At 69.6% G+C, this 17906-nt stretch carries 20 protein-coding genes; 14 read left to right on the top strand and 6 right to left on the bottom strand.

The window, feature by feature from the left end; all coding sequences use genetic code 11:
• Nucleotides 1-110: 110 nt before the first annotated feature.
• From QBJ89_RS06815 to lexA, 6 genes are read left to right on the top strand one after another with little or no spacing between them, the layout of a single operon-like run.
• Entirely contained in the window at nucleotides 111-701 is a 591-nt protein-coding gene (locus QBJ89_RS06815; protein WP_277979778.1) for an anthranilate synthase component II, read from the top strand.
• A gap of 14 nt (nucleotides 702-715) precedes the next feature.
• Nucleotides 716-1693 (top strand): anthranilate phosphoribosyltransferase, encoded by a 978-nt coding sequence (gene trpD, locus QBJ89_RS06810; protein WP_431522517.1) that lies wholly within the window; start codon nucleotides 716-718, stop codon nucleotides 1691-1693.
• Nucleotides 1690-2475 carry an indole-3-glycerol phosphate synthase TrpC gene (trpC, locus tag QBJ89_RS06805; RefSeq protein WP_277979776.1) on the top strand — a complete coding sequence of 262 codons (786 nt, stop codon included), beginning with the start codon at nucleotides 1690-1692 and terminating at the stop codon, nucleotides 2473-2475. The genes trpD and trpC overlap by 4 nt, the downstream gene beginning before the upstream one ends.
• Nucleotide 2476: 1 nt before the next feature.
• Nucleotides 2477-2944, top strand: coding sequence for a cyclic pyranopterin monophosphate synthase MoaC (gene moaC, locus QBJ89_RS06800; protein ID WP_277979775.1), 468 nt, complete (start codon nucleotides 2477-2479; stop codon nucleotides 2942-2944).
• Entirely contained in the window at nucleotides 2944-4137 is a 1194-nt protein-coding gene (locus tag QBJ89_RS06795) for a molybdopterin molybdotransferase MoeA (RefSeq protein WP_277979774.1), read from the top strand. Before moaC ends, QBJ89_RS06795 begins: the two co-directional genes overlap by 1 nt.
• Before the next feature lie 58 nt (nucleotides 4138-4195).
• Nucleotides 4196-4861, top strand: coding sequence for a transcriptional repressor LexA (lexA, locus tag QBJ89_RS06790; RefSeq protein ID WP_277979773.1), 666 nt, complete (start codon nucleotides 4196-4198; stop codon nucleotides 4859-4861).
• A 49-nt stretch (nucleotides 4862-4910) separates the two neighbouring features.
• On the opposite strand, the gene QBJ89_RS06785 is transcribed toward lexA, so the two are convergent.
• Complete coding sequence (locus QBJ89_RS06785) at nucleotides 4911-7067, bottom strand: ComEC/Rec2 family competence protein (RefSeq protein ID WP_277979772.1); 2157 nt, start codon at nucleotides 7065-7067, stop codon at nucleotides 4911-4913.
• Nucleotides 7068-7171: 104 nt separating this feature from the next.
• Here QBJ89_RS06785 and gltX point away from each other — a divergent pair, with 104 nt between their 5' ends.
• The 4 genes from gltX (at nucleotide 7172) to QBJ89_RS06765 (ending at nucleotide 10823) form a co-directional block, all read left to right on the top strand.
• Entirely contained in the window at nucleotides 7172-8596 is a 1425-nt protein-coding gene (gltX, locus tag QBJ89_RS06780; protein WP_277979771.1) for a glutamate--tRNA ligase, read from the top strand.
• 13 nt (nucleotides 8597-8609) lie between these two features.
• Complete coding sequence (gene gltA / locus QBJ89_RS06775) at nucleotides 8610-9893, top strand: citrate synthase (protein WP_277979770.1); 1284 nt, start codon at nucleotides 8610-8612, stop codon at nucleotides 9891-9893.
• Nucleotides 9894-9897: 4 nt separating this feature from the next.
• Nucleotides 9898-10095 (top strand): hypothetical protein, encoded by a 198-nt coding sequence (locus tag QBJ89_RS06770; RefSeq protein ID WP_277979769.1) that lies wholly within the window; start codon nucleotides 9898-9900, stop codon nucleotides 10093-10095.
• A gap of 113 nt (nucleotides 10096-10208) precedes the next feature.
• A complete protein-coding gene (locus QBJ89_RS06765; RefSeq protein WP_277979768.1) occupies nucleotides 10209-10823 on the top strand; it encodes a glutathione S-transferase family protein in 615 nt (204 codons plus the stop codon).
• A gap of 23 nt (nucleotides 10824-10846) precedes the next feature.
• Here the strand turns inward: QBJ89_RS06765 and QBJ89_RS06760 are convergent, their stop codons facing one another.
• The 5 genes from QBJ89_RS06760 to QBJ89_RS06740 all read right to left on the bottom strand — a co-directional run bounded on the left by QBJ89_RS06760 (nucleotide 10847) and on the right by QBJ89_RS06740 (nucleotide 14270).
• Nucleotides 10847-11149 carry a L,D-transpeptidase family protein gene (locus QBJ89_RS06760; protein ID WP_277979767.1) on the bottom strand — a complete coding sequence of 101 codons (303 nt, stop codon included), beginning with the start codon at nucleotides 11147-11149 and terminating at the stop codon, nucleotides 10847-10849.
• A 302-nt stretch (nucleotides 11150-11451) separates the two neighbouring features.
• Complete coding sequence (flgH, locus tag QBJ89_RS06755; RefSeq protein WP_277979766.1) at nucleotides 11452-12219, bottom strand: flagellar basal body L-ring protein FlgH; 768 nt, start codon at nucleotides 12217-12219, stop codon at nucleotides 11452-11454.
• A 16-nt stretch (nucleotides 12220-12235) separates the two neighbouring features.
• Nucleotides 12236-12694 carry a flagellar basal body P-ring formation chaperone FlgA gene (flgA, locus tag QBJ89_RS06750; RefSeq protein ID WP_277979765.1) on the bottom strand — a complete coding sequence of 153 codons (459 nt, stop codon included), beginning with the start codon at nucleotides 12692-12694 and terminating at the stop codon, nucleotides 12236-12238.
• 5 nt (nucleotides 12695-12699) lie between these two features.
• Nucleotides 12700-13485: a flagellar basal-body rod protein FlgG gene (gene flgG, locus QBJ89_RS06745; protein ID WP_277979764.1), complete on the bottom strand. Its 786-nt coding sequence runs from the start codon at nucleotides 13483-13485 to the stop codon at nucleotides 12700-12702.
• A 38-nt stretch (nucleotides 13486-13523) separates the two neighbouring features.
• Nucleotides 13524-14270 (bottom strand): flagellar hook-basal body complex protein, encoded by a 747-nt coding sequence (locus QBJ89_RS06740; protein WP_277979763.1) that lies wholly within the window; start codon nucleotides 14268-14270, stop codon nucleotides 13524-13526.
• Between the two features lie 189 nt (nucleotides 14271-14459).
• On the opposite strand from QBJ89_RS06740, the gene QBJ89_RS06735 reads away from it, so the two are divergent.
• From QBJ89_RS06735 to QBJ89_RS06720, 4 genes are read left to right on the top strand one after another with little or no spacing between them, the layout of a single operon-like run.
• Nucleotides 14460-14975, top strand: coding sequence for a flagellar basal body-associated FliL family protein (locus tag QBJ89_RS06735; RefSeq protein WP_277979762.1), 516 nt, complete (start codon nucleotides 14460-14462; stop codon nucleotides 14973-14975).
• Nucleotides 14972-16279, top strand: coding sequence for a flagellar motor switch protein FliM (fliM, locus tag QBJ89_RS06730; RefSeq protein WP_277979761.1), 1308 nt, complete (start codon nucleotides 14972-14974; stop codon nucleotides 16277-16279). The genes QBJ89_RS06735 and fliM overlap by 4 nt, the downstream gene beginning before the upstream one ends.
• The gene (locus QBJ89_RS06725; protein ID WP_277979760.1) at nucleotides 16276-16932 is read left to right on the top strand and encodes a hypothetical protein; all 657 of its coding nucleotides are present in this window, start codon (nucleotides 16276-16278) and stop codon (nucleotides 16930-16932) included. The genes fliM and QBJ89_RS06725 overlap by 4 nt, the downstream gene beginning before the upstream one ends.
• Nucleotides 16929-17783: a magnesium transporter gene (locus QBJ89_RS06720; protein ID WP_277979759.1), complete on the top strand. Its 855-nt coding sequence runs from the start codon at nucleotides 16929-16931 to the stop codon at nucleotides 17781-17783. The genes QBJ89_RS06725 and QBJ89_RS06720 overlap by 4 nt, the downstream gene beginning before the upstream one ends.
• Nucleotides 17784-17906: the final 123 nt, after the last annotated feature.

Here is a 17906-nt window from a genome sequence, read left to right as displayed (position 1 = left end):
ACGAGTGGTGGCCCCGCTATGTCGATTGTTTGCCGCCGCGCAAGAATCCTTTCACCACTGCGGCGCAGCGGCGTGTTGCGATGCGCCCCGCATCGGTTATGGCGGTCGGCATGATCCTGGTGGTCGACAATTACGATAGCTTTACCTGGAACCTGGTCCATTACGTCATGGAGCTGGGTGCCGAGGTCCGCGTGGTGCGCAACGACGAGCTGACCGCGGCCGAAGCGCTGGCAAGCGGCGCACGCGCGATCCTGATCTCGCCGGGGCCGTGCACGCCAAACGAGGCCGGCATCAGCCTCGAGTTGGTCGCGGCCTGTGCAGAGGCGCGCCGGCCGTTGTTCGGGGTGTGCCTCGGCCATCAAGCGATTGGCCAGCACTTCGGCGGCCGCGTCGTGCGCGGCGGCCTGATGCACGGCAAGACCTGCCCCGTCGAGCATGACGGCACCGGCGTGTTCGAGCGACTGCCCTCGCCCTTCACCGCGACGCGCTACCATTCGCTGATCGTCACCGACGTGCCCCACGCGCTCGCGGTCAACGCCACCGCGGCCGACGCCTCGGTGATGGGGCTACGCCACCGCGAGCTGCCGATCCACGGCGTGCAATTCCATCCCGAGAGCATCGCCACCGAGCACGGCCATGCGCTGATCGCCAATTTCTTGCGGCTCGCCGGCATCGACCACGTCGCTCGGGTGGCGGCGTGAGCATCGTCACGCTGATGCCCGACCCGGCCTCGCCGCTGTCACGCGAGAGTGCGGCGCAGGCCTTCGCCGATATTCTGGACGGACGCGCGAGCGAGGAGGCGATCGCCGATTTCCTGCTCCAGCTGGCGCTGCGCGGCGAGACCAGCGTCGAAATCGCCGAAGCGGCGCGCGCGCTGCGCGACCGGATGATCCCGATCACTGCGCCGGCGGGCGCGATCGACGTCTGCGGCACCGGCGGCGACGGCCAGCACACGCTCAACGTCTCGACTGCGGTGAGTCTCGTCGTCGCAGCGTGCGGCGTGCCCGTCGCCAAGCACGGCAATCGCGCCGCCTCGTCGAAGGCGGGCGCGGCCGACACGCTCGAGGCGCTCGGGCTCGACATGGAGCGTGCTGGCGCGCAGGCGGAAGCGACGCTACGCGACCTCGGCATCTGCTTCCTGTTCGCGGGCAACCACCATCCGGCGATGCGGCGCATCACCCCGATCCGCCGCAGGGTCGGGCGGCGCACGATCTTCAACCTGATGGGGCCGCTCGCCAATCCGGCGCACGTCACGCGCCAGCTGATCGGCATCGCACGGCCCGACTACGCACCGATCTACGCCGAGGCGCTGGAGCAGCTCGGCAGCGAGGCGGCGCTGGTCGTCGCGGGCGAGGAGGGGCTCGATGAGATCTCCGGCGCCGGCCCGACGCACGTGGTCTCGATCGGCGCGGTGGCATTGCCGACGCGAATCACTCCCGAAGACGCCGGCGTCGCGCGCCATCCGACTCCGGCGATCCGCGGCGGCGACCCGGCCTATAACGCGCTCGCGCTGCGCCAGCTGCTCAACGGTGAACGCGGCGCGTATCGCGACGCGGTGCTCGTCAACGCCGCCGCGGCGCTGGTGCTCGCAGGCCGCGACTCCTCCCTCCGCGATGGCGCGGCGCGCGCCGCCGAGGCGCTCGACCACGGCGACGCGGGCGCGCTGCTCGACCGTTGGATCGCCTACGCATGACCATCCTCTCAGATATTTGCGCCACCAAGCGCGACGAGGTGCGCACGCGCCGTGCCGCGGTGAGCGACAGCGCGTTGCGCGAGCGCGCCGTGGCACAGACTGCCCCGCGCGGCTTCCGCTCGGCGCTGGAGCAGAGCGTCGCTGCGGGGCGGCACGCGCTGATCGCCGAGATCAAGAAGGCCAGTCCGTCAAAGGGGCTGATCCGCGAGGACTTCGATCCGCCGGCGCACGCGCGCGCTTACGCCACAGGCGGCGCCTCGTGCCTCTCGGTGCTGACCGACGCGCCCTATTTTCAAGGGCACGAGGACTATCTGATCGCTGCCCGCGCCGCCTGCGACCTGCCGGTGCTGCGCAAGGACTTCACGGTCGATCCGTGGCAGGCGCTGGAGGCGCGCAGCATCGGTGCGGACGCGATCCTGCTGATCGTCGCCGCGCTCGACGACGCGCTGCTCGCCGAGTGTGAAGCCGCAGCGATCGAGCAGGGGCTCGACGTGCTGGTCGAGGTGCATGACATCATCGAGCTGGAACGCGCGGCGCGGCTCCGCTCGCGGCTGATCGGGGTCAACAATCGCGACCTGCGCAGCTTCGACGTCGACGTCCGGCGCAGCTGGGATCTGGCCGAGCAAGCGCCTCCGGGGACGCTGCTGGTGGCGGAAAGCGGCCTGAGCACGCGCGCCGACCTCGACTCGCTCGCAGCCCACGGCGTCCACTGCTTCCTGATCGGCGAGGCGCTGATGCGCCAATCCGATGTGGCGGCGGCAACCCGCGCTCTGATCGCCTGAGATGGCGCGGCTCACCCATCTCGATGACGCCGGTGCGGCGCACATGGTCGACGTCGGCGGCAAACAGGTGACGCGGCGCGAGGCACTGGCGACCGGGCGGATCGACATGGCGCCGGAGGCGGCCACCGCGATCCGCGACGGCGCGGTTGCCAAGGGAGACGTGCTTGCCGTGGCGCGCGTCGCCGGAATCATGGCGGCCAAACGTACCAGCGAGCTCGTCCCGCTCTGCCACCCGCTGCCGATCAGCCGTGTCGCGCTCGATCTCACGGTCGATGAGGGCGGGGTCACCGCGTCCGCGACCGTCGCTACCGACGGCAAGACCGGGGTCGAGATGGAGGCGCTCACCGCGGTGTCGGTCGCGCTGCTCACCGTCTACGACATGGCCAAGGCGCTCGACAAAGCCATGGTGATCGGCGGGGTGCGCCTGCTCGCCAAGAGTGGCGGTCGCTCGGGCGAGTGGCGCGCCTGATGGCGCTCGCGCCGCGATCCGCGCTGCTGCCCGTCGCCGAGGCACAGACGCGCGTGCTGGCGCTGGGCACGCCGGTCGCGCTGGTCGAGGTGTCGCTCGGTGAGGCGCTCGGGCGCTGGGCCGCGACATCGGTGGTGGCGCGGCGTACTCAGCCCGCGCGCGACGTCTCGGCGATGGACGGTTATGCGCTGCGCTACGCCGACCTGCCCGGCCCACTCAGCGTCGTCGGCGAGAGCGCGGCCGGAGCGCCCTATCCGGGCGAGCTGTCGCCCGGCGAGGCGGTACGGATCTTTACCGGCGCGGTGATGCCCGCGGGCAGTGACACGGTAATCGTCCAGGAAGAGGCGCGACGCGCAGGAGATCAGGTCACGCTCGACGGCGAGGGCCCGGCGCATCGGGGGCGCAACGTGCGTGCGCGCGGGCTCGATTTCGGCGAAGGCGACGTGCTGGTCGCACGCGGCGAGCGCTTCACCCCCGCGCGGATTGCCGTAGCGGCCACCGGTGGTGTCGGCCGGGTCGCGGTGGCGCGACCGGTGCGCGTCGCGCTGGCGGCCACCGGCGACGAGCTGGTCGAACCCGGCACGCCGGGAGAGGCGCTGCCCGAGTCCAACCGGCTGCTACTGCGCGCGCTGCTCGCCGACACCGGTGCCGAGATCGTCGACCTCGGCATCCTGCCCGACCGGCTCGACACGCTCACCCGATCTTTCGCCGCCGTCGACGCCGACGTGCTGGTCACCACCGGCGGGGCGTCGGTCGGCGACCATGACCTGGTACGTCCCGCGCTGGCGGCGGCCGGCGTAACACTCGATTTCTGGCGGATCGCGCTGCGTCCGGGCAAGCCGATGCTGGCGGGGCGGCGCGGTGGGCTGGCGGTCGTCGGGCTGCCCGGCAACCCGGTCTCGGCCTTCGTCACCGCGCTGCTCTTCGTCCGCCCGCTGGTGGCGCATATCGCCGGCGCGGCCGATCCGTTCCCGTCCGCGACCAGCGCGATCCTCGGCGAGGACCTGCCCGGCAACGGCGAACGCAGCGACTATCTCCGCGCCGAGCTGCGCGACGGCTGCGCCTACGCCTCGACGATCCAGGACAGTTCGATGCTGCGCACGCTGGCGCGCTCGACCTGCCTGATCGTGCGGCCGCCCAACGCCCCGGCGGCACGCGCGGGCGACTCGGCGGAAATCCTCGTCATCGCTTGACGAGGCCCATCGTGTTCCATAAAGGTTCCGCATCCGTTCGCGAGTGGGGAGTGTGAACATGCTGACGCGCAAACAGCACGAGCTGATCTGCTTCATCGAGGATCGGCTCGCCGAGAGCGGCGTGTCGCCCTCGTTCGAGGAGATGAAGGAGGCGCTTGAGCTGAAGAGCAAGTCGGGTGTGCACCGGCTGATCAGCGCGCTCGAGGAGCGGGGCTATCTCCGCCGCCTGCCCAATCGCGCACGCGCGCTGGAGGTGCTCAAGGCGCCCGAGCGCGGCGAACCCAAGCGCGCCGCCGCCCCGGCTAAGCGGGCGCCGGTGGAGCCGGCCGTGCCCGCCAACGACGTCGTCGAGATCCCGCTCCACGGCCGCATTGCCGCCGGCGTGCCGATCGAGGCGTTCGAGGGCGCGACCACCCTCCCCGTCCCCGCCGCGCTGCTCGGCAGCGGCGAGCATTTCGCGCTTGAGGTGGCAGGTGACTCGATGGTCGACGCCGCCATTCTCGATGGCGACTATGCGCTGATCCGCCGTCAAGAAGTGGCGCGCGACGGCGAGATCGTGGTGGCGCTGATTGACGAGAGTGAGGCCACGCTCAAATATTTCCGTCGTGAGGGCGCGATGATCCGGCTCGATCCCGCGAACCGCTCCTACGATCCGCAGCGCTATGCGCCGACCCAGGTGCGCGTGCAGGGCAAGCTGGCGGGGATTCTGCGTCGCTACGATTGAGCGTGGGTCGCAGCCTCCTCGGAGCGATTGGGGTTCGGCCTAGCGCCGCTTAGTCAACCGCTCTCCGATCCCGCGGTGCGCCTGCACATGCAGGAAGCCGAGGCCGGTGGCGGCAGAGCCTAAGCTCCTGCCTTCCCTTATGCGCAGGGACATGCTGCGGCGCCTCTGCCGCTGTAATCCAGGGGTGCTCGTCGCTCCTCGTCCGGACCGCCACCACGTGCTCGTCCGCGAAGGTGATCGCCACCCCGCCGGTGCGCGCCAGCGTGGCGCGGTCGAGCGTAAGCCAACGCGCGCGGCAGCGCCGTGGCAGGTAGCGCTCGCTCACCACCACATCGGCGCCGGCGCATAGCGTCGCGAGCCGCACCGCCGGCACCGTATAGCCGCTGCGCGTCGCCAGCACGCGCCGCCAGCGTCCCGCGACACGGCGCTGCCACCAGCAGAGATCGCGATTGCAGCGTGCTTCGCGCGATTCGCTGAGCAGCCCCGGCACGCCGTCGATCCCGCCGTTCTGCGCGAGCGCGTCGCGGACATAGCCACCCGCGCGGTCGCGCAGCAGTGCCAGGCCGCCGTCGGCCTGACGCACCGCGAGATGGCGCCCGTCCCCCGTGACGAGCAGGTCGGGCGCGGGCGTCGCCAGCGTCCAGGCCGCCCCGACGATAAGCGGCGCCAGCCCGAGATAGCGCCACCGCGTCCGCCATAGCGCGAACCACACGCCGCCGGCCACCAGCGTGGCGAAGGCGCCGAGCGGCATCCCCGGGATCGCGCGGACCGCGCCGGGCAGCGCGGCGACGGTGTGCGCAATCCACAACAGCAGCGCGATCGCGCGCCCCGCCAGCCACCAGGCGGGCGCACCGCAGCCGACCGGATCGAGCAGCAGTGCCAGCGCGACCGAGGGCATGATCGCGAAGGTGGTCAGCGGGATCGCAACGATATTGGCGATCGCGCCATAGGCGCCGGCCTGGTGGAAATAGAAGACGGCGATCGGCATCAGCGCGAGCTCGACCACTGCGCCGGTGACGAGCAGCGACACCGCCTCGCGCAGCCACTTGCGCGGCCAAGGTTCGTCGCGCGCCAGCAGCGCGGCACGGACGCGCGGATGCTCGTGCAGCGCAACGATCGAAGCGACCGCGGCAAAGGAAAGCTGGAAGCTCGGCCCCACCACCGCCTCGGGCCAGGCGAGCAGCACGACCAGCGCTCCCATCGCTACCAGCCGCAGCGTCAGCGCCTCGCGCCCGAGCGCCAAAGCGGCGAGCACCATCAGCGCGGCGACGCAGCTGCGGATCGTCGGCACCTGCGATCCGGTCAGCCAGGTATAACCGATCGCTGCCCCCGCCCCGGCTCCCGCGGCCACGAGCGGGAGTCGTCCGGTCAGCGCCAGGCGCCGCGACAGCGCGAGCAGCCGGAGCACGGCCGCCATCACGATCCCTACCGTCGCGGTGATATGCAGCCCGCTGACCGAGAGCAGGTGCGCCAGCCCGGCGCGGCGCATCGCGAGCGAGTCGCTGTCTTCGATCGCGCCCATGTCACCCGTCACCAGCGCCGCCGCGATCCCGCCAACACTTCCTGGGAGCGCAGCGGTGATATGCGCGGTGAGCCGATCGCGCACGCCGGGCGCGCCCAACCCGCGCAAGGCAACAGGCTCGAAGCCGCGCCCGCTCGCTCCGACTCCGTCGAACCACGCCGCGCGCGCGGCGTCATAGGCGCCCGGCACCGCCGGCGGCGCGGGCGGCATCAGCCGCGCGCGCAGCATCATCGTCGCGCCCGCGCCGAGCGTGGCGGGCACCGCGCGTTGCGGCAGGCTGACCCGCACGTGCAGCGGCACGCGGCGCGGTCGCCGCTCCCAGCGCAGCGCGCCCAACGTCACGCGCACCAGCCCGCGCGCGGGCAGCGGCTCGACCTTCTCCACCATGCCGGCGAGCCGCACCACCGCGGGCCGATCGAGCGTCGGCGCAGCAACTCGGTCCCCGCGCGCCCAGGCCAGTCCGGTCCCCGTTGCGACCGCCAGCCCCAGCATCGCCGCGAACGGCGCCGCGCGCCCGCCGCGCCAGCTCGCCGCCGCGGCCGAGGCGACGCCGAGCGCGAGGAGCATCAAAGCGACCCACTCGCGCCACCCCGGCAGCACGAACCAGCCCGCCGCGCCTGCGCCCAGCGCTACCGGCAGCCAGAGAAATAGTTGGTCGCGCTCCGCTTCCAGCCATCGTTCCAAAGCGTTGCCGGCACGGGACGCGATTTGATGCGGGAGAGAGGCTTTGCTAGGGGCGAGCGCGGCCGGTCGAGCCATCCGACCATCCAGCCTGGGAGCACGCGCGCTTGAGCGCAACCGAGATCAAAGAGCGCGCCGTCGTCACGCGCTTCGCCCCGTCACCGACCGGGTTCCTTCACCTGGGCGGCGCGCGCACCGCGCTGTTCAACCTTCTCTTCGCGCGGCATTATGGCGGCACCTTCCGGTTGCGGATCGAGGACACCGATCGCGCACGGTCGACCCAGCCGGCAATCGACGCCATCCTGAATGGCATGCGCTGGCTCGGGCTCGATTGGGACGGCGAGGAAGTCTATCAGTTCGCGCGCGCCGACCGCCACGCTGAGGTCGCTCACCGGATGATCGAGGCCGGGCACGCTTATCGCTGCTATCTCACCGCCGAGGAGCTGGACGCGATGCGGGCTGCGGCGCAGGCGGCCAAGCAGCCGCTGCGGATCCGCTCGCCATGGCGCGACCGCACCGACTGGCCTGCGGACCAGAGCTATGTCGTCCGCCTGCGCGCGCCGACCCAGGGCGCGACGACGATCGACGACCGCGTCCAGGGTGAGGTCACCGTCCAGAACGCCGAGCTCGACGACCTTGTGCTGCTGCGCTCCGATGGCACGCCGACCTACATGCTCGCGGTCGTGGTCGACGACCACGACATGGGGGTCACGCACGTCATCCGCGGCGACGACCATCTGAACAACGCCTTTCGCCAGCTGCCGATCTACCGCGCGATGAACGCGATTGAGGGTGGTTGGCCCGACCCGGTCTACGCGCACATTCCGCTGATCCACGGCAGCGACGGCGCCAAGCTTTCCAAGCGCCACGGCGCGGTCGGCATCGAGACCTACCGCGACGAGATGGGCATCCTCCCCGAGGCGCTCGACAATTACCTGCTGCGGCTCGGCTGGGGCCATGGCGATGAGGAGATCATCGCGCGCGAGGACGCGATCCGCTGGTTCGACCTCGACGCCGTGGGCAAATCGCCGAGCCGATTCGATCTCAAGAAGCTCGAGCATCTCAACGGTCATTATATCCGGGCCAGTGACGATTCGCGGCTCGCCGACCTAGTTGCGGAGAAGCTCGGCTTCGATCACGACGACACGCGTCGTGCCGCACTCGCCGCGGCGATGCCGGCGCTGAAGCCGCGCGCCGCCAACCTCAACGAGCTCGCAGAGGGTACTGCGTTTCTCTTCGCAACGCGTCCGCTCGCGATCGACGCCGATGCGGCGCCGCTGCTGGCAGGAGAGGCGCCCGCGCTGCTGGCGCGGCTGCACGGCGTGCTTGACGCAGTGCACAACTGGGATACGGAGACCACCGAAGCCGCGGTGCGGCAGGTGGCCGAGGCGGCCGAAGTCAAGCTGGGGCAGGTCGCCCAGCCGCTCCGCGCCGCGCTCACCGGGCGGAGGACCTCGCCCGGCATCTTCGACGTACTCGTCCTTCTAGGGCGCGACGAGAGCCTCGCTCGGATCGCGGACCACAAAGCCTGACAGGAGATCATCCATGACCGAAGCAGCCCAGTTCGCCCTGTCGGGCAAGGAGCTCGAGTATCCGGTGCTGTCGGGCTCGGTCGGCCCCGATGTGGTCGACATCCGCAAGCTCTACGCGCAGACCGGTGCCTTCACCTATGATCCGGGGTTCACCTCGACGGCCTCATGCCAGTCGAAGCTGACCTATATCGACGGTGACGAGGGCGTGCTGCTCCACCGCGGCTATCCGATCGGCGAGCTGGCCGAGCAGTCGACCTTCATGGAGGTCTGCTACCTCCTGCTCAACGGCGAGCTGCCCGACCAAGGCGAGCTCGACCATTTCAGCCACACGATCACACGCCACACCATGGTGCACGAGCAGCTGGCACAGTTCTTCCGCGGCTTCCGTCGCGACGCGCATCCGATGGCGATCATGTGCGGCGTCGTCGGTGCGTTGAGCGCCTTCTACCATGATTCGACCGACATTCATGATCCGCAGCAGCGCATGATCGCGTCGCACCGGCTGATCGCCAAAATGCCGACGATCGCGGCGATGGCGTACAAGTACAGCGTCGGCCAGCCCTTCCTCTATCCCGACAATTCGCTGAGCTACACGGGCAACTTCCTGCGCATGACGTTCGGCGTGCCGGCCGAGCCCTACGAGGTGAACCCCGCGGTCGAGCGCGCGATGGACCGGATCTTCATCCTTCACGCCGATCACGAGCAGAATGCCTCGACCTCGACGGTGCGGCTCGCCGGCTCGTCGGGCGCCAACCCGTTCGCCTGCATCGCGGCGGGCATCGCCTGTCTGTGGGGGCCGGCGCACGGCGGCGCCAACGAGGCGGCGCTCAACATGCTGCACGAGATCGGCACGCCCGAGCGCATCCCCGAGTTCATCGCGCGCGCCAAGGACAAGAACGATCCGTTCCGGCTGATGGGCTTCGGCCACCGCGTCTACAAGAACTACGACCCGCGCGCGACGGTAATGCAAAAGACCGTGCGCGAGGTGTTCGAGGCGCTCAACGTGCAGGACCCGCTGTTCGAAACCGCGCTGCGGCTCGAGGAGCTGGCGCTCAACGACGACTATTTCGTCGAGAAGAAGCTGTTCCCGAACGTCGACTTCTACTCGGGCGTGATCCTCTCGGCGATCGGCTTCCCGACCAGCATGTTTACCGTGCTGTTCGCGCTGGCCCGCACGGTCGGCTGGGTGGCACAGTGGAACGAGATGATCACCGACCCTGATCAGAAGATCGGCCGCCCGCGTCAGCTCTACACCGGGCCGACGCAGCGCAGCTACGTGCCGCTGACGCAGCGCTGAGCCGATGCGCCTCCGGCCGATCCTGATCGTGCTCGGCGCCGCGATGGCGCTGATGGGTGTGCTTTGGATCGGCCAGGGGCTAGGTTATATCCATTGGCCGCGGTCGAGCTTCATGCTCGATCAGCGAGTGTGGGCCGATTACGGCAGCGCGCTCGCGATCGGCGGGCTGCTGCTGATCCTCCTGGCGCGACGGCTGCGCTAAGCCCCTCGCTTCACCGGGGATCGGCCACCTCGGGTCGCCCCCCGTAGGACAGGAAGTCGAGCGATCGTTAGAGTTGTCGTCGCGGCCTTTGGCTAAGGAACGGGGCGGAGACGATGATGCGTCTGATCGGAATGCTCGACTCGCCCTATGTCCGCCGCGTCGCGGTGTCGTTGGCGATGATGGACCTGCCCTTCGCGCTCGAGCCCTTGTCAGTATTCCGCGACCTGGACGCCTTTGCCGCGATCAATCCCGTGGTGAAGGCGCCCACGCTGGTGCTGGATGACGGCACCCAGCTGATCAACTCGACTTTGATCCTCGCCTATGCCGAGCGCCTCACCCCGATCGAGCGTCATCTCACGCCCGCCGCGGTGGACGACTATGTCGCCGCGCAGCGGGTCATCGGCCTGGCGCTGGCCGCCTGCGAGAAGACGATGCAGATCGCCTATGAGCGTCGGCTGCGGCCGGCCGAGAAGCAGCATCAGCCTTGGCTGGAGCGGATCCAGGCGCAGCTGATCGCGGCTTACACCCTGCTCGACGCCTGCTATTCCAAGGTCGACGAGTGGCTCGCCGAGGGCCGTCCGCTCCAAGCCGACATCACCGCGGCGATTGCCTGGCAGTTCACGCGCGCCACCGTCCCCGACATCGTCACGCTGCAACGCGCGCCCGCGCTGGCGGCACTGTCGCTCCGGGCCGCCGCCCTACCCGCCTTCCTGGCGAATTCCGGCTGAGCGACGCTGGCGTGGGTGGCGCCTCAACCTCCGGCGTCGCGACCATAAGTGTCGTCGTGGAACGCCACACGCGTCTTGCTCTCGGTTACGGTGAGATAGGTGAGAAAGACCGGAACGGGCACCTGGAGCGCCACCGCCTGCTCCGGCATCCGCGTCGACACCGGCAGCGGACGACCTGTGAGCCAGCGCGCCAGCACCGGCGCTTTCTCCAGCCGGATACAACCGTTGCTGAGATGACGGTCAATGCGGTCGAGCAGGTCGCGGTCCGGCGTGTCGTGGAGGTAGTTGCCCTCATCGTTGGGAAAGAGGAATTTGACCCGCCCCATCAAATTACCGCGCCCCAGTCAGATAGGTGTGCGCCGCCCCATCGCTCGGTCGCCACGATATCCTTGCGGCGAACGAAGCAGGTCGCAGCGGAGTGATGAGGTCAGGACGGGTGCGGCAGGCCGTGATAGGCTTGCTCATCGCCTCTTCACAAACCTCGGCTCACCATCGTCGCGCGCGCATCTCGTCGCCAAGTCCCGGACCAAGGCCAGCCAAGACCGCGACGTGACCGGCGACCGCTTCGCGATTTGCCGATCACGTCCTCACGAGTGGCACGAAGGGCCTAGACGTGCGCCCGTCTTGCTCAGAAGGGTGAGACCGCCTCGATCACTTGCTGACCCCAGCGTGGTTGCTGCACGTCGGTGATCTGCCCGCGACCGCCATAGCTGATGCGGGCATCGGCAATCTGGCTGCTCAGCACGCTATTGTCGCGCGCGATATCCTGCGGTCGGACGATGCCACTGACGAGCAGCTGGCGCAGCTCGAAATTGACCCGCACCTCTTGGTGACCGCGGATCACGAGGTTGCCATTAGGCAGCACTCCAACGACCGTGGCAGCGACCACGGTGTTGATCTGCTCGCTGCGCGACGTGTTGCCCGTGCCGGTGCTACCCGACGCGTTCTTGGTGTCGATCAGCGACGCCGGGTTGGCGCCCGACGGCAGCACTTTCTTCAGCGTATTTTCCAGCCCGAGAAAATTGGGCAGGCCGATGCTGTCACTGCCGCTTCGCGCCCGGCTCGACTTATTGTCGAGCGTGGCGCTGTCGGCGATGCTGATCCGCACCGTGAGGATGTCACCGACCTGTGAGGCACGCTGGTCATGGAAGAAGGCGCCGGCGCCAGTGCGGAACAGCGAAGCGCTGCCGCCCGGCTCGGTCATCGTTGCCGGATCTCGACCATATTGCGCTCGGTCGCCGAGCGACGGTGTCACCGTCGGGGCGACCGGTGTCTCCGCCGCTTCGATCTTGGGCGGCTTGCCGATCGCCTTGAGCCGGCCGACCGAGCCGCAGCCGGCGAGCAGCGGCACGATCGCAGTCAGCAGCAGGGCGCCGCGGTAGGGCTGCAGTCTCATCACGCTGTTCCTTCTTTCACCCGGCGACCACGACGCGGCCCGGCGCTTCGGCACGGCCCGAGAGCGTCCGCTTGGTGGGATCGCACATCACCCGGACCGGCTCACCCAATCCCGCGGCGTTGAGTGCCTGGCCTTGCGTGCTGATCGTCAGCGCGCCACTGCGCAGCACGATCGTCACAGGTTCGCCGCGCTGGATCACCTGCGGCGCGCGCACGTCGCCTTCGCGTACGACCATCCCCGCAGCGAGCCGGCGCGCCGCGGCGCGCCCGACGATGTTCGCCGCCGCCAGCGCGCCGCGCATCGGTGGCGGATCGCCCACTCCCCATTCGCGCAGGTCGTCGGCACCGATCACCGCTCCGGCGGCGACCGGCTGCGCGAGCACGACCGGTGCCGCTGGTGCCGCGGGCTGCGCCGCCGAAGAGGCTCCCGCCAGCGGCAGGAGTGCGACGATGAGGCGGGCGAACCCGATCCGCATCGCCCTCACCGCAGCTGCGTTGTGGTGGCGAGCATCTCGTCGGCCGTCTTCACGATCCGGCTGTTCATCTCATAGGCGCGCTGGGCGCTGATCAGCGCGGTGATCTCGGCCACCGGGTTGACGTTCGACGCCTCAAGATAGCCCTGCTTGAGCGAGCCGAAACCCGGCTGCCCTGGGTTGGCGACCGTCGGCTGGCCCGAGGCTTCGGTCTCCTGGAACAGGTTCGAGCCGAGCGCCTCCAGCCCCGCCTCGTTGACGAAGGTGGCGAGGTCGAGCTGGCCGACATCCTGCAGCTGCACCTGGTCCGCCAGCTTGACCTGAACGAGCCCGGTTGGACTGATCGACACGTCGGTGGCGCCGTTCGGGATCGTGATGTCGGGCTGGACGCGATAGCCGTCGGTCGTCACCACCTCGCCCTGGTCCGAGAGCTTGAACGCGCCCGAACGGGTATAAGCGACCTCGCCGTTGGGCAGCGCGATCCGGAAGTAACCCTGGCCCAGGATCGCGATGTCGAACTTGCTCTTGCTCTCGGTGGTCGCACCCTGTTCGAGGACGCGATATACGCCCGCGGCGCGCACGCCGCTGCCGAGCTGGATGCCCGCCGGCACGCGCGTGCCGTCAGCGCTGGTCGCCGCGCCGGGCCGGCTCACCTGCTCGTACAACAGATCCTCGAACTCGGGCCGCTGCCGCTTGAAGGCGGTGGTGTTCATGTTCGCGATATTGTTCGCGATGACGTCGACGTTGGTCTGCTGCGCGAGCATTCCGCTCGCGGCGATCGACAGGGAGCGCATCTAGGTTTTCCTGTGAAGAGAGTGGATCGGAAAGGTGATCAGTCGGGTTTGGCGAGCCGCGAGATCGCCAGCTTGCGCAACGTGTCGATGTTGGCGGCGGCCTCGGTGGTACGTTGATAGGCGCGCAGCACCTCGATCATGTTGGTCGTTTCGATGATCGGCTGCACGTTCGAGCCTTCGACGCCACCGCTCCGCAGACGCGTCTCAGCCGCCGGCAGCAGCCGCCCGCCAGCGCCGGTGAGCAGGCCGTCGCCGCGCTCGTTCACGCGCATCTCGTCGAACTGGGTTACCGCGAGCCGCGCGATCGGGCCGGCGCTGGTCGAGACGGTACCGTCCTCGGCGATGGCGAGACTGCCCTGCTCCTCCGGCGGTACCGTGATATGGCGGCCGTTCTCGTCGAGCAGCGGCGCGCCCGAGGGCGTGCCGAGCTCACCGTTGGTGAGCAGCGTGATGAACCCGGCGCGCGTGTAAGCGGTCACGCCGCTCGCATCCTCCACCGAGAGGTAGCCCGGGCCGTCGATCATCACGTCGAGCGGATTGCCGGTGGCCTGGAAGGCGCCCGCGCGTGAGTCATGCACCTGACCGTAATCCAACACGAATGACAGGCGCTTGGCGTCCTCGATCGGGGCGCGACGGACGCGCTCGACATGTTCGCGAAAGACTTCCTGCTCGCGCTTGAAGCCAACCGTGCTGCTGTTCGCCATGTTGTTGGCGGTGACGTCGAGCTGACGCCGCAGCGCGGCCTGGTGACTCAGCAGCACATAGGTGGATACGTCGGCTCCCATTCGTCTCTCTCGCCCAACCTTCCTGCGTTTCACGCCGCGGCGCCGCCGTCGCGACCGGGATCGGCGCGGACCTCGCACCAAAAACCAGCGCGTCGCGACAACTGCCCGAGGCTCGCCCCTATAATAGGATCAACCGCGCCGGGTGGTGGCTCACCGCCCGAAATTGCGCGGCCAAGCATGAGGTATGACGTGGCAGAACGAGCCGACGTGTTGAGATTCGACCGGTCCCGCGGCACCGCGGCGGTGACGACGGAACCGCGCGACGAGCAACGTCGCCTGTTGCTGGCGGTGATCGTCGGCCTGGCCGCTCTCCTGATCATCGGCGGTGGCTTGGCACTCGCCGGCGTATGGCCGTTCGGCGGCGGGGACACGGCTGGACAGCCAAGCGGCCAGGCGGCCAGCGCGCGCTACGTCGACGTGCCGCCGATCGTGGTGACCTTGCGCAGCGCCGACGGCCGACAGCATTTCCTCAAACTGCACTTCGTCATCGTCGCTTCTGATTCCGCGCAGGTTGGCCGGATCACCTCGGCGATGCCGCTGATCCTCGACACGCTGCAGTCGTTCCTGCGTGAGCTGCGCCCGGAGGATCTCAGCGGTTCGGCCGCCGTGTTCCGGGTCAAGGAAGAGATCCTGGTGCGGTTGCGCGACGCACTCGGCCATGATGGCGTGAACGAGGTGCTGATCCAGGATCTGATCGAGCAATGACCACCAGTCCCGACGGCCGCGCGCCCGGCTCCACCCCCTCCCCCGCACGCCCGGAACATACCGGTTCGGCGCCCGGCGACCGCGTCAACACCGATCGTGCGACCGCCGCCGCGACGCCGCGATCGAGCGACGCGCGCGCACCCGCGGCGGCCCGAGCGACGGCGCTCGAAGATGACGCCTCGCATGCCGCGGCACGCGCGGGTACCTCGCCGACACCGGCGCGGCCGAATGCCGCGGCGGCGGCGAGCGCCGCCCCCATCGCCACCCCGGCTGCGACCGACACCATGAATGACTCAGGTCAGGCCAAGGCGACCGACACGAGCGAGCCAGGTGCAAGCGGTGGCGCGCCGGACACGTTCGACCAGGCGAGCATCGACGCTCTCTTCGGCGTCGAAAGCGCGCCGCGACCGACGCGGCGTACCGGGTTGCGCGCGCTGATCGAGGCGGACGTCGCCAATCACGAGCGACTACCGATGCTGGAGGTCGTGTGCGAGCGGATGGTGCGCACGCTCGGTACCAGCATGCGCAATCTCACCGCCGACTCGCTCGACGTCCGCGCCGAGCGCGTCAGCACGATGCGGTTCGCCGAGTTCATGGATCATCTGCCGCTCCCCGCCATGATCGGCGTTTTCCTCGCCAAGCAATGGGGCAATTACGGGCTCATCACCGTCGATTCGTCGCTTGTCTACGCGGTGGTCGACTCGCTCCTGGGCGGTCGCCGCGCGCCGAGTACGATGCGCATCGACGGTCGCGCCTTCACCGCGATCGAGACCCATCTCGTCGGGCGCATGATGCAGCAGACGCTCGACGACTTCGCCCAGTCGTTCGAGGCGATCGAGCCCGTCGACTTCGCGCTCGAGCGAGTGGAGGTGACACCGCGCTTCGCCGCGATTGCGGCGCCCACCAACCTCACCGCGGTGGCCAGCTTCCGCATCGACATGGAAGGTCGCGGCGGTCGCTTCCATCTCGTCCTCCCGCACGCCACCATCGAGCCGGTACGGGAAAAGCTGATCGAGCGCTTCGTCGGCGAGAAGATGGGACGCAACACGATGTGGGAGAGCCATATCGCGGAGGAGCTGTTGCACACCGAGGTGCAGGTCGACGCCGTGCTCGGCGAGCGCGAGCTGCGGATCGAAGACTATCTCGCACTCAGCGTGGGGCGCACGATCACGCTCGACCACGCACCCGGCGACGGCGTCGCACTCGAGTGCCGCGGTGTCCCGCTCGCGGCGGGGACGATCGGCACGCACAGTTCGCTCGCTGCGATCCGGCTGAGCACTCCGGTCGGTCAGGTGGCGTCGTGACGGACCTCTCCTTCATCACCAACGTCATCACCTCGCTGTTCTGTGCCGCGGTGCTGGTGCAGACGGTGCGGCTCTCGCGCGCCGTGCACAAGCTTCGCCACGCCGGGCTGATCGAGGTCGTCGCCTCGCTCGAAGCCGCCACCGACACCTCGCAGCAGGCGCTCGGCGCGCTCACCAAGGTGCTGAGCGCCGAAGGGCCGCCGCTCGACGCGGCGGTGCGCGGCGCACGCGACCTGCGGGCACAGCTGACCGCTCTGCGCGACGAGCTGTCGCTGATGATCGACATCGGCAACGGCGTCGCCGAGCGCATCTTGGCGGCGGCGAACGGCGCACGGGGCGCGCCGCGCGAAGCCGGTGAGGCCGACGCGAGCGCCGCCGATGACGCGATGGTACGGGCGTCTTCGTCGCCCACGCAGGAAGCGAGCGAGGCGCGCGACGACGCAGCTTCGACTCCCGTCCAATCCTCGCCCACACCTATCACCAGCGCGCGCCGAGTGGAGAAGAGTGGCCGGAATGGCCAGGGCAGAGCGCTCGCGGTTGTCCCGTCGACCGAAGCGCGCTCTTCGACCGATGAGCGCGGCCAACTGCCCAACGGAGAGGTCGATCGCACCGAACCGTCGCCCAACGCCGCTGCCGAGGAATTCCGATCGTGACCGACCAAGTTGTTCCCCTCGGCGCGGCGCGCGCCGGTGTGGCGGCTGCGAGCCGCCTGACCCCCGCCAATACGACAGCAGTGCCGGCGCGCGGCTGGACCAAGCGCCTGCTGCGGCCCTCGCTGCTCACGCTCACCGCCGGGGCTGCCGCGGCCTCGACGATCGCGCATGCGGTGGCGGGGACAAGTGCGACCGAGGCGGTGAGCGATAATCGTTTCGGCAACGCGATCGCGCAGAGCATCAGCGAGCGCGACCAAGCGATCGCGCGACGCAATCGTGCGGCGGAGCTCCGCGAGCAGAGCGCGCTGGCGCTGGAGCAGCGGGTCCAATCGCAGCTCGGTGCCCGCCGCAGCGACGGCACGCGCGCGGATCAGGCGGGCGGTCACGGCGATGCGCCACAACCGATTGAGGATCTCGCGCGAGTCTATCAGACGATGAAGCCGAACCGCGCAGCGCCTGTCTTTGCGGCGTTGGATATCGATCTGCAGGCACAGGTCGCGCGGCGCATGCGCGGTCGGTCGTTGGCGCTGATGATGGGGGCGATGACGCCTGCAGCCGCGCTCAGGCTTAGCACCGCGCTCGCCGGACGTGCCGCGCCCGAGATGCCGGTGGCGCAGCAGCGCGTCGCCAGTGCGGCCGGACTCACTGCGCTCTCGCCTGCGCCGCGACCGTCGATACCGCGGCCGGCGGCGGCCCAGACGCCGGCACCGACGCGCACTGACCCACCACGCTTGGGTCCCGCCACGCCGCGGGTGAGCACACCGCGCGTCGCTGCTCCGCCGCTCCCACCCGCTGACGCCAACGGCACGCCCGCTCGGTCCGCAGGCCTATCAGCGCGACCTGCGACCTAGGTCGCGCGCGGTCGCGGCATGCCGTCCGCCGACGCGAACTGATCGACGCCGCGCCGTCGGGTGTATGCCCGACTCTGCGCGATGCGACCGTACGGTCCTAGCGGCCCTTACCTGCGATCGATC

Source organism: Sphingomonas phyllosphaerae (assembly GCF_029623345.1).
GTDB classification, from domain to species: Bacteria; Pseudomonadota; Alphaproteobacteria; order Sphingomonadales; family Sphingomonadaceae; genus Sphingomonas; species Sphingomonas phyllosphaerae_C.
Note: the sequence above shows the minus strand (reverse complement) of the source record. Positions and strands in the feature narration are given on the sequence as shown.

Coding starts and splice junctions, on each gene's coding strand:
- QBJ89_RS06815 (WP_277979778.1), top strand. CDS start 111: ATGATCCTGGTGGTCGACAATTACGATAGCTTTACCTGGAACCTGGTC.
- trpD (WP_431522517.1), top strand. CDS start 716: ATGCCCGACCCGGCCTCGCCGCTGTCACGCGAGAGTGCGGCGCAGGCC.
- trpC (WP_277979776.1), top strand. CDS start 1,690: ATGACCATCCTCTCAGATATTTGCGCCACCAAGCGCGACGAGGTGCGC.
- moaC (WP_277979775.1), top strand. CDS start 2,477: ATGGCGCGGCTCACCCATCTCGATGACGCCGGTGCGGCGCACATGGTC.
- QBJ89_RS06795 (WP_277979774.1), top strand. CDS start 2,944: ATGGCGCTCGCGCCGCGATCCGCGCTGCTGCCCGTCGCCGAGGCACAG.
- lexA (WP_277979773.1), top strand. CDS start 4,196: ATGCTGACGCGCAAACAGCACGAGCTGATCTGCTTCATCGAGGATCGG.
- gltA (WP_277979770.1), top strand. CDS start 8,610: ATGACCGAAGCAGCCCAGTTCGCCCTGTCGGGCAAGGAGCTCGAGTAT.
- QBJ89_RS06770 (WP_277979769.1), top strand. CDS start 9,898: ATGCGCCTCCGGCCGATCCTGATCGTGCTCGGCGCCGCGATGGCGCTG.
- QBJ89_RS06765 (WP_277979768.1), top strand. CDS start 10,209: ATGATGCGTCTGATCGGAATGCTCGACTCGCCCTATGTCCGCCGCGTC.
- QBJ89_RS06760 (WP_277979767.1), bottom strand. CDS start 11,149: ATGGGGCGGGTCAAATTCCTCTTTCCCAACGATGAGGGCAACTACCTC.
- flgH (WP_277979766.1), bottom strand. CDS start 12,219: ATGAGACTGCAGCCCTACCGCGGCGCCCTGCTGCTGACTGCGATCGTG.
- flgA (WP_277979765.1), bottom strand. CDS start 12,694: ATGCGGATCGGGTTCGCCCGCCTCATCGTCGCACTCCTGCCGCTGGCG.
- flgG (WP_277979764.1), bottom strand. CDS start 13,485: ATGCGCTCCCTGTCGATCGCCGCGAGCGGAATGCTCGCGCAGCAGACC.
- QBJ89_RS06740 (WP_277979763.1), bottom strand. CDS start 14,270: ATGGGAGCCGACGTATCCACCTATGTGCTGCTGAGTCACCAGGCCGCG.
- fliM (WP_277979761.1), top strand. CDS start 14,972: ATGACCACCAGTCCCGACGGCCGCGCGCCCGGCTCCACCCCCTCCCCC.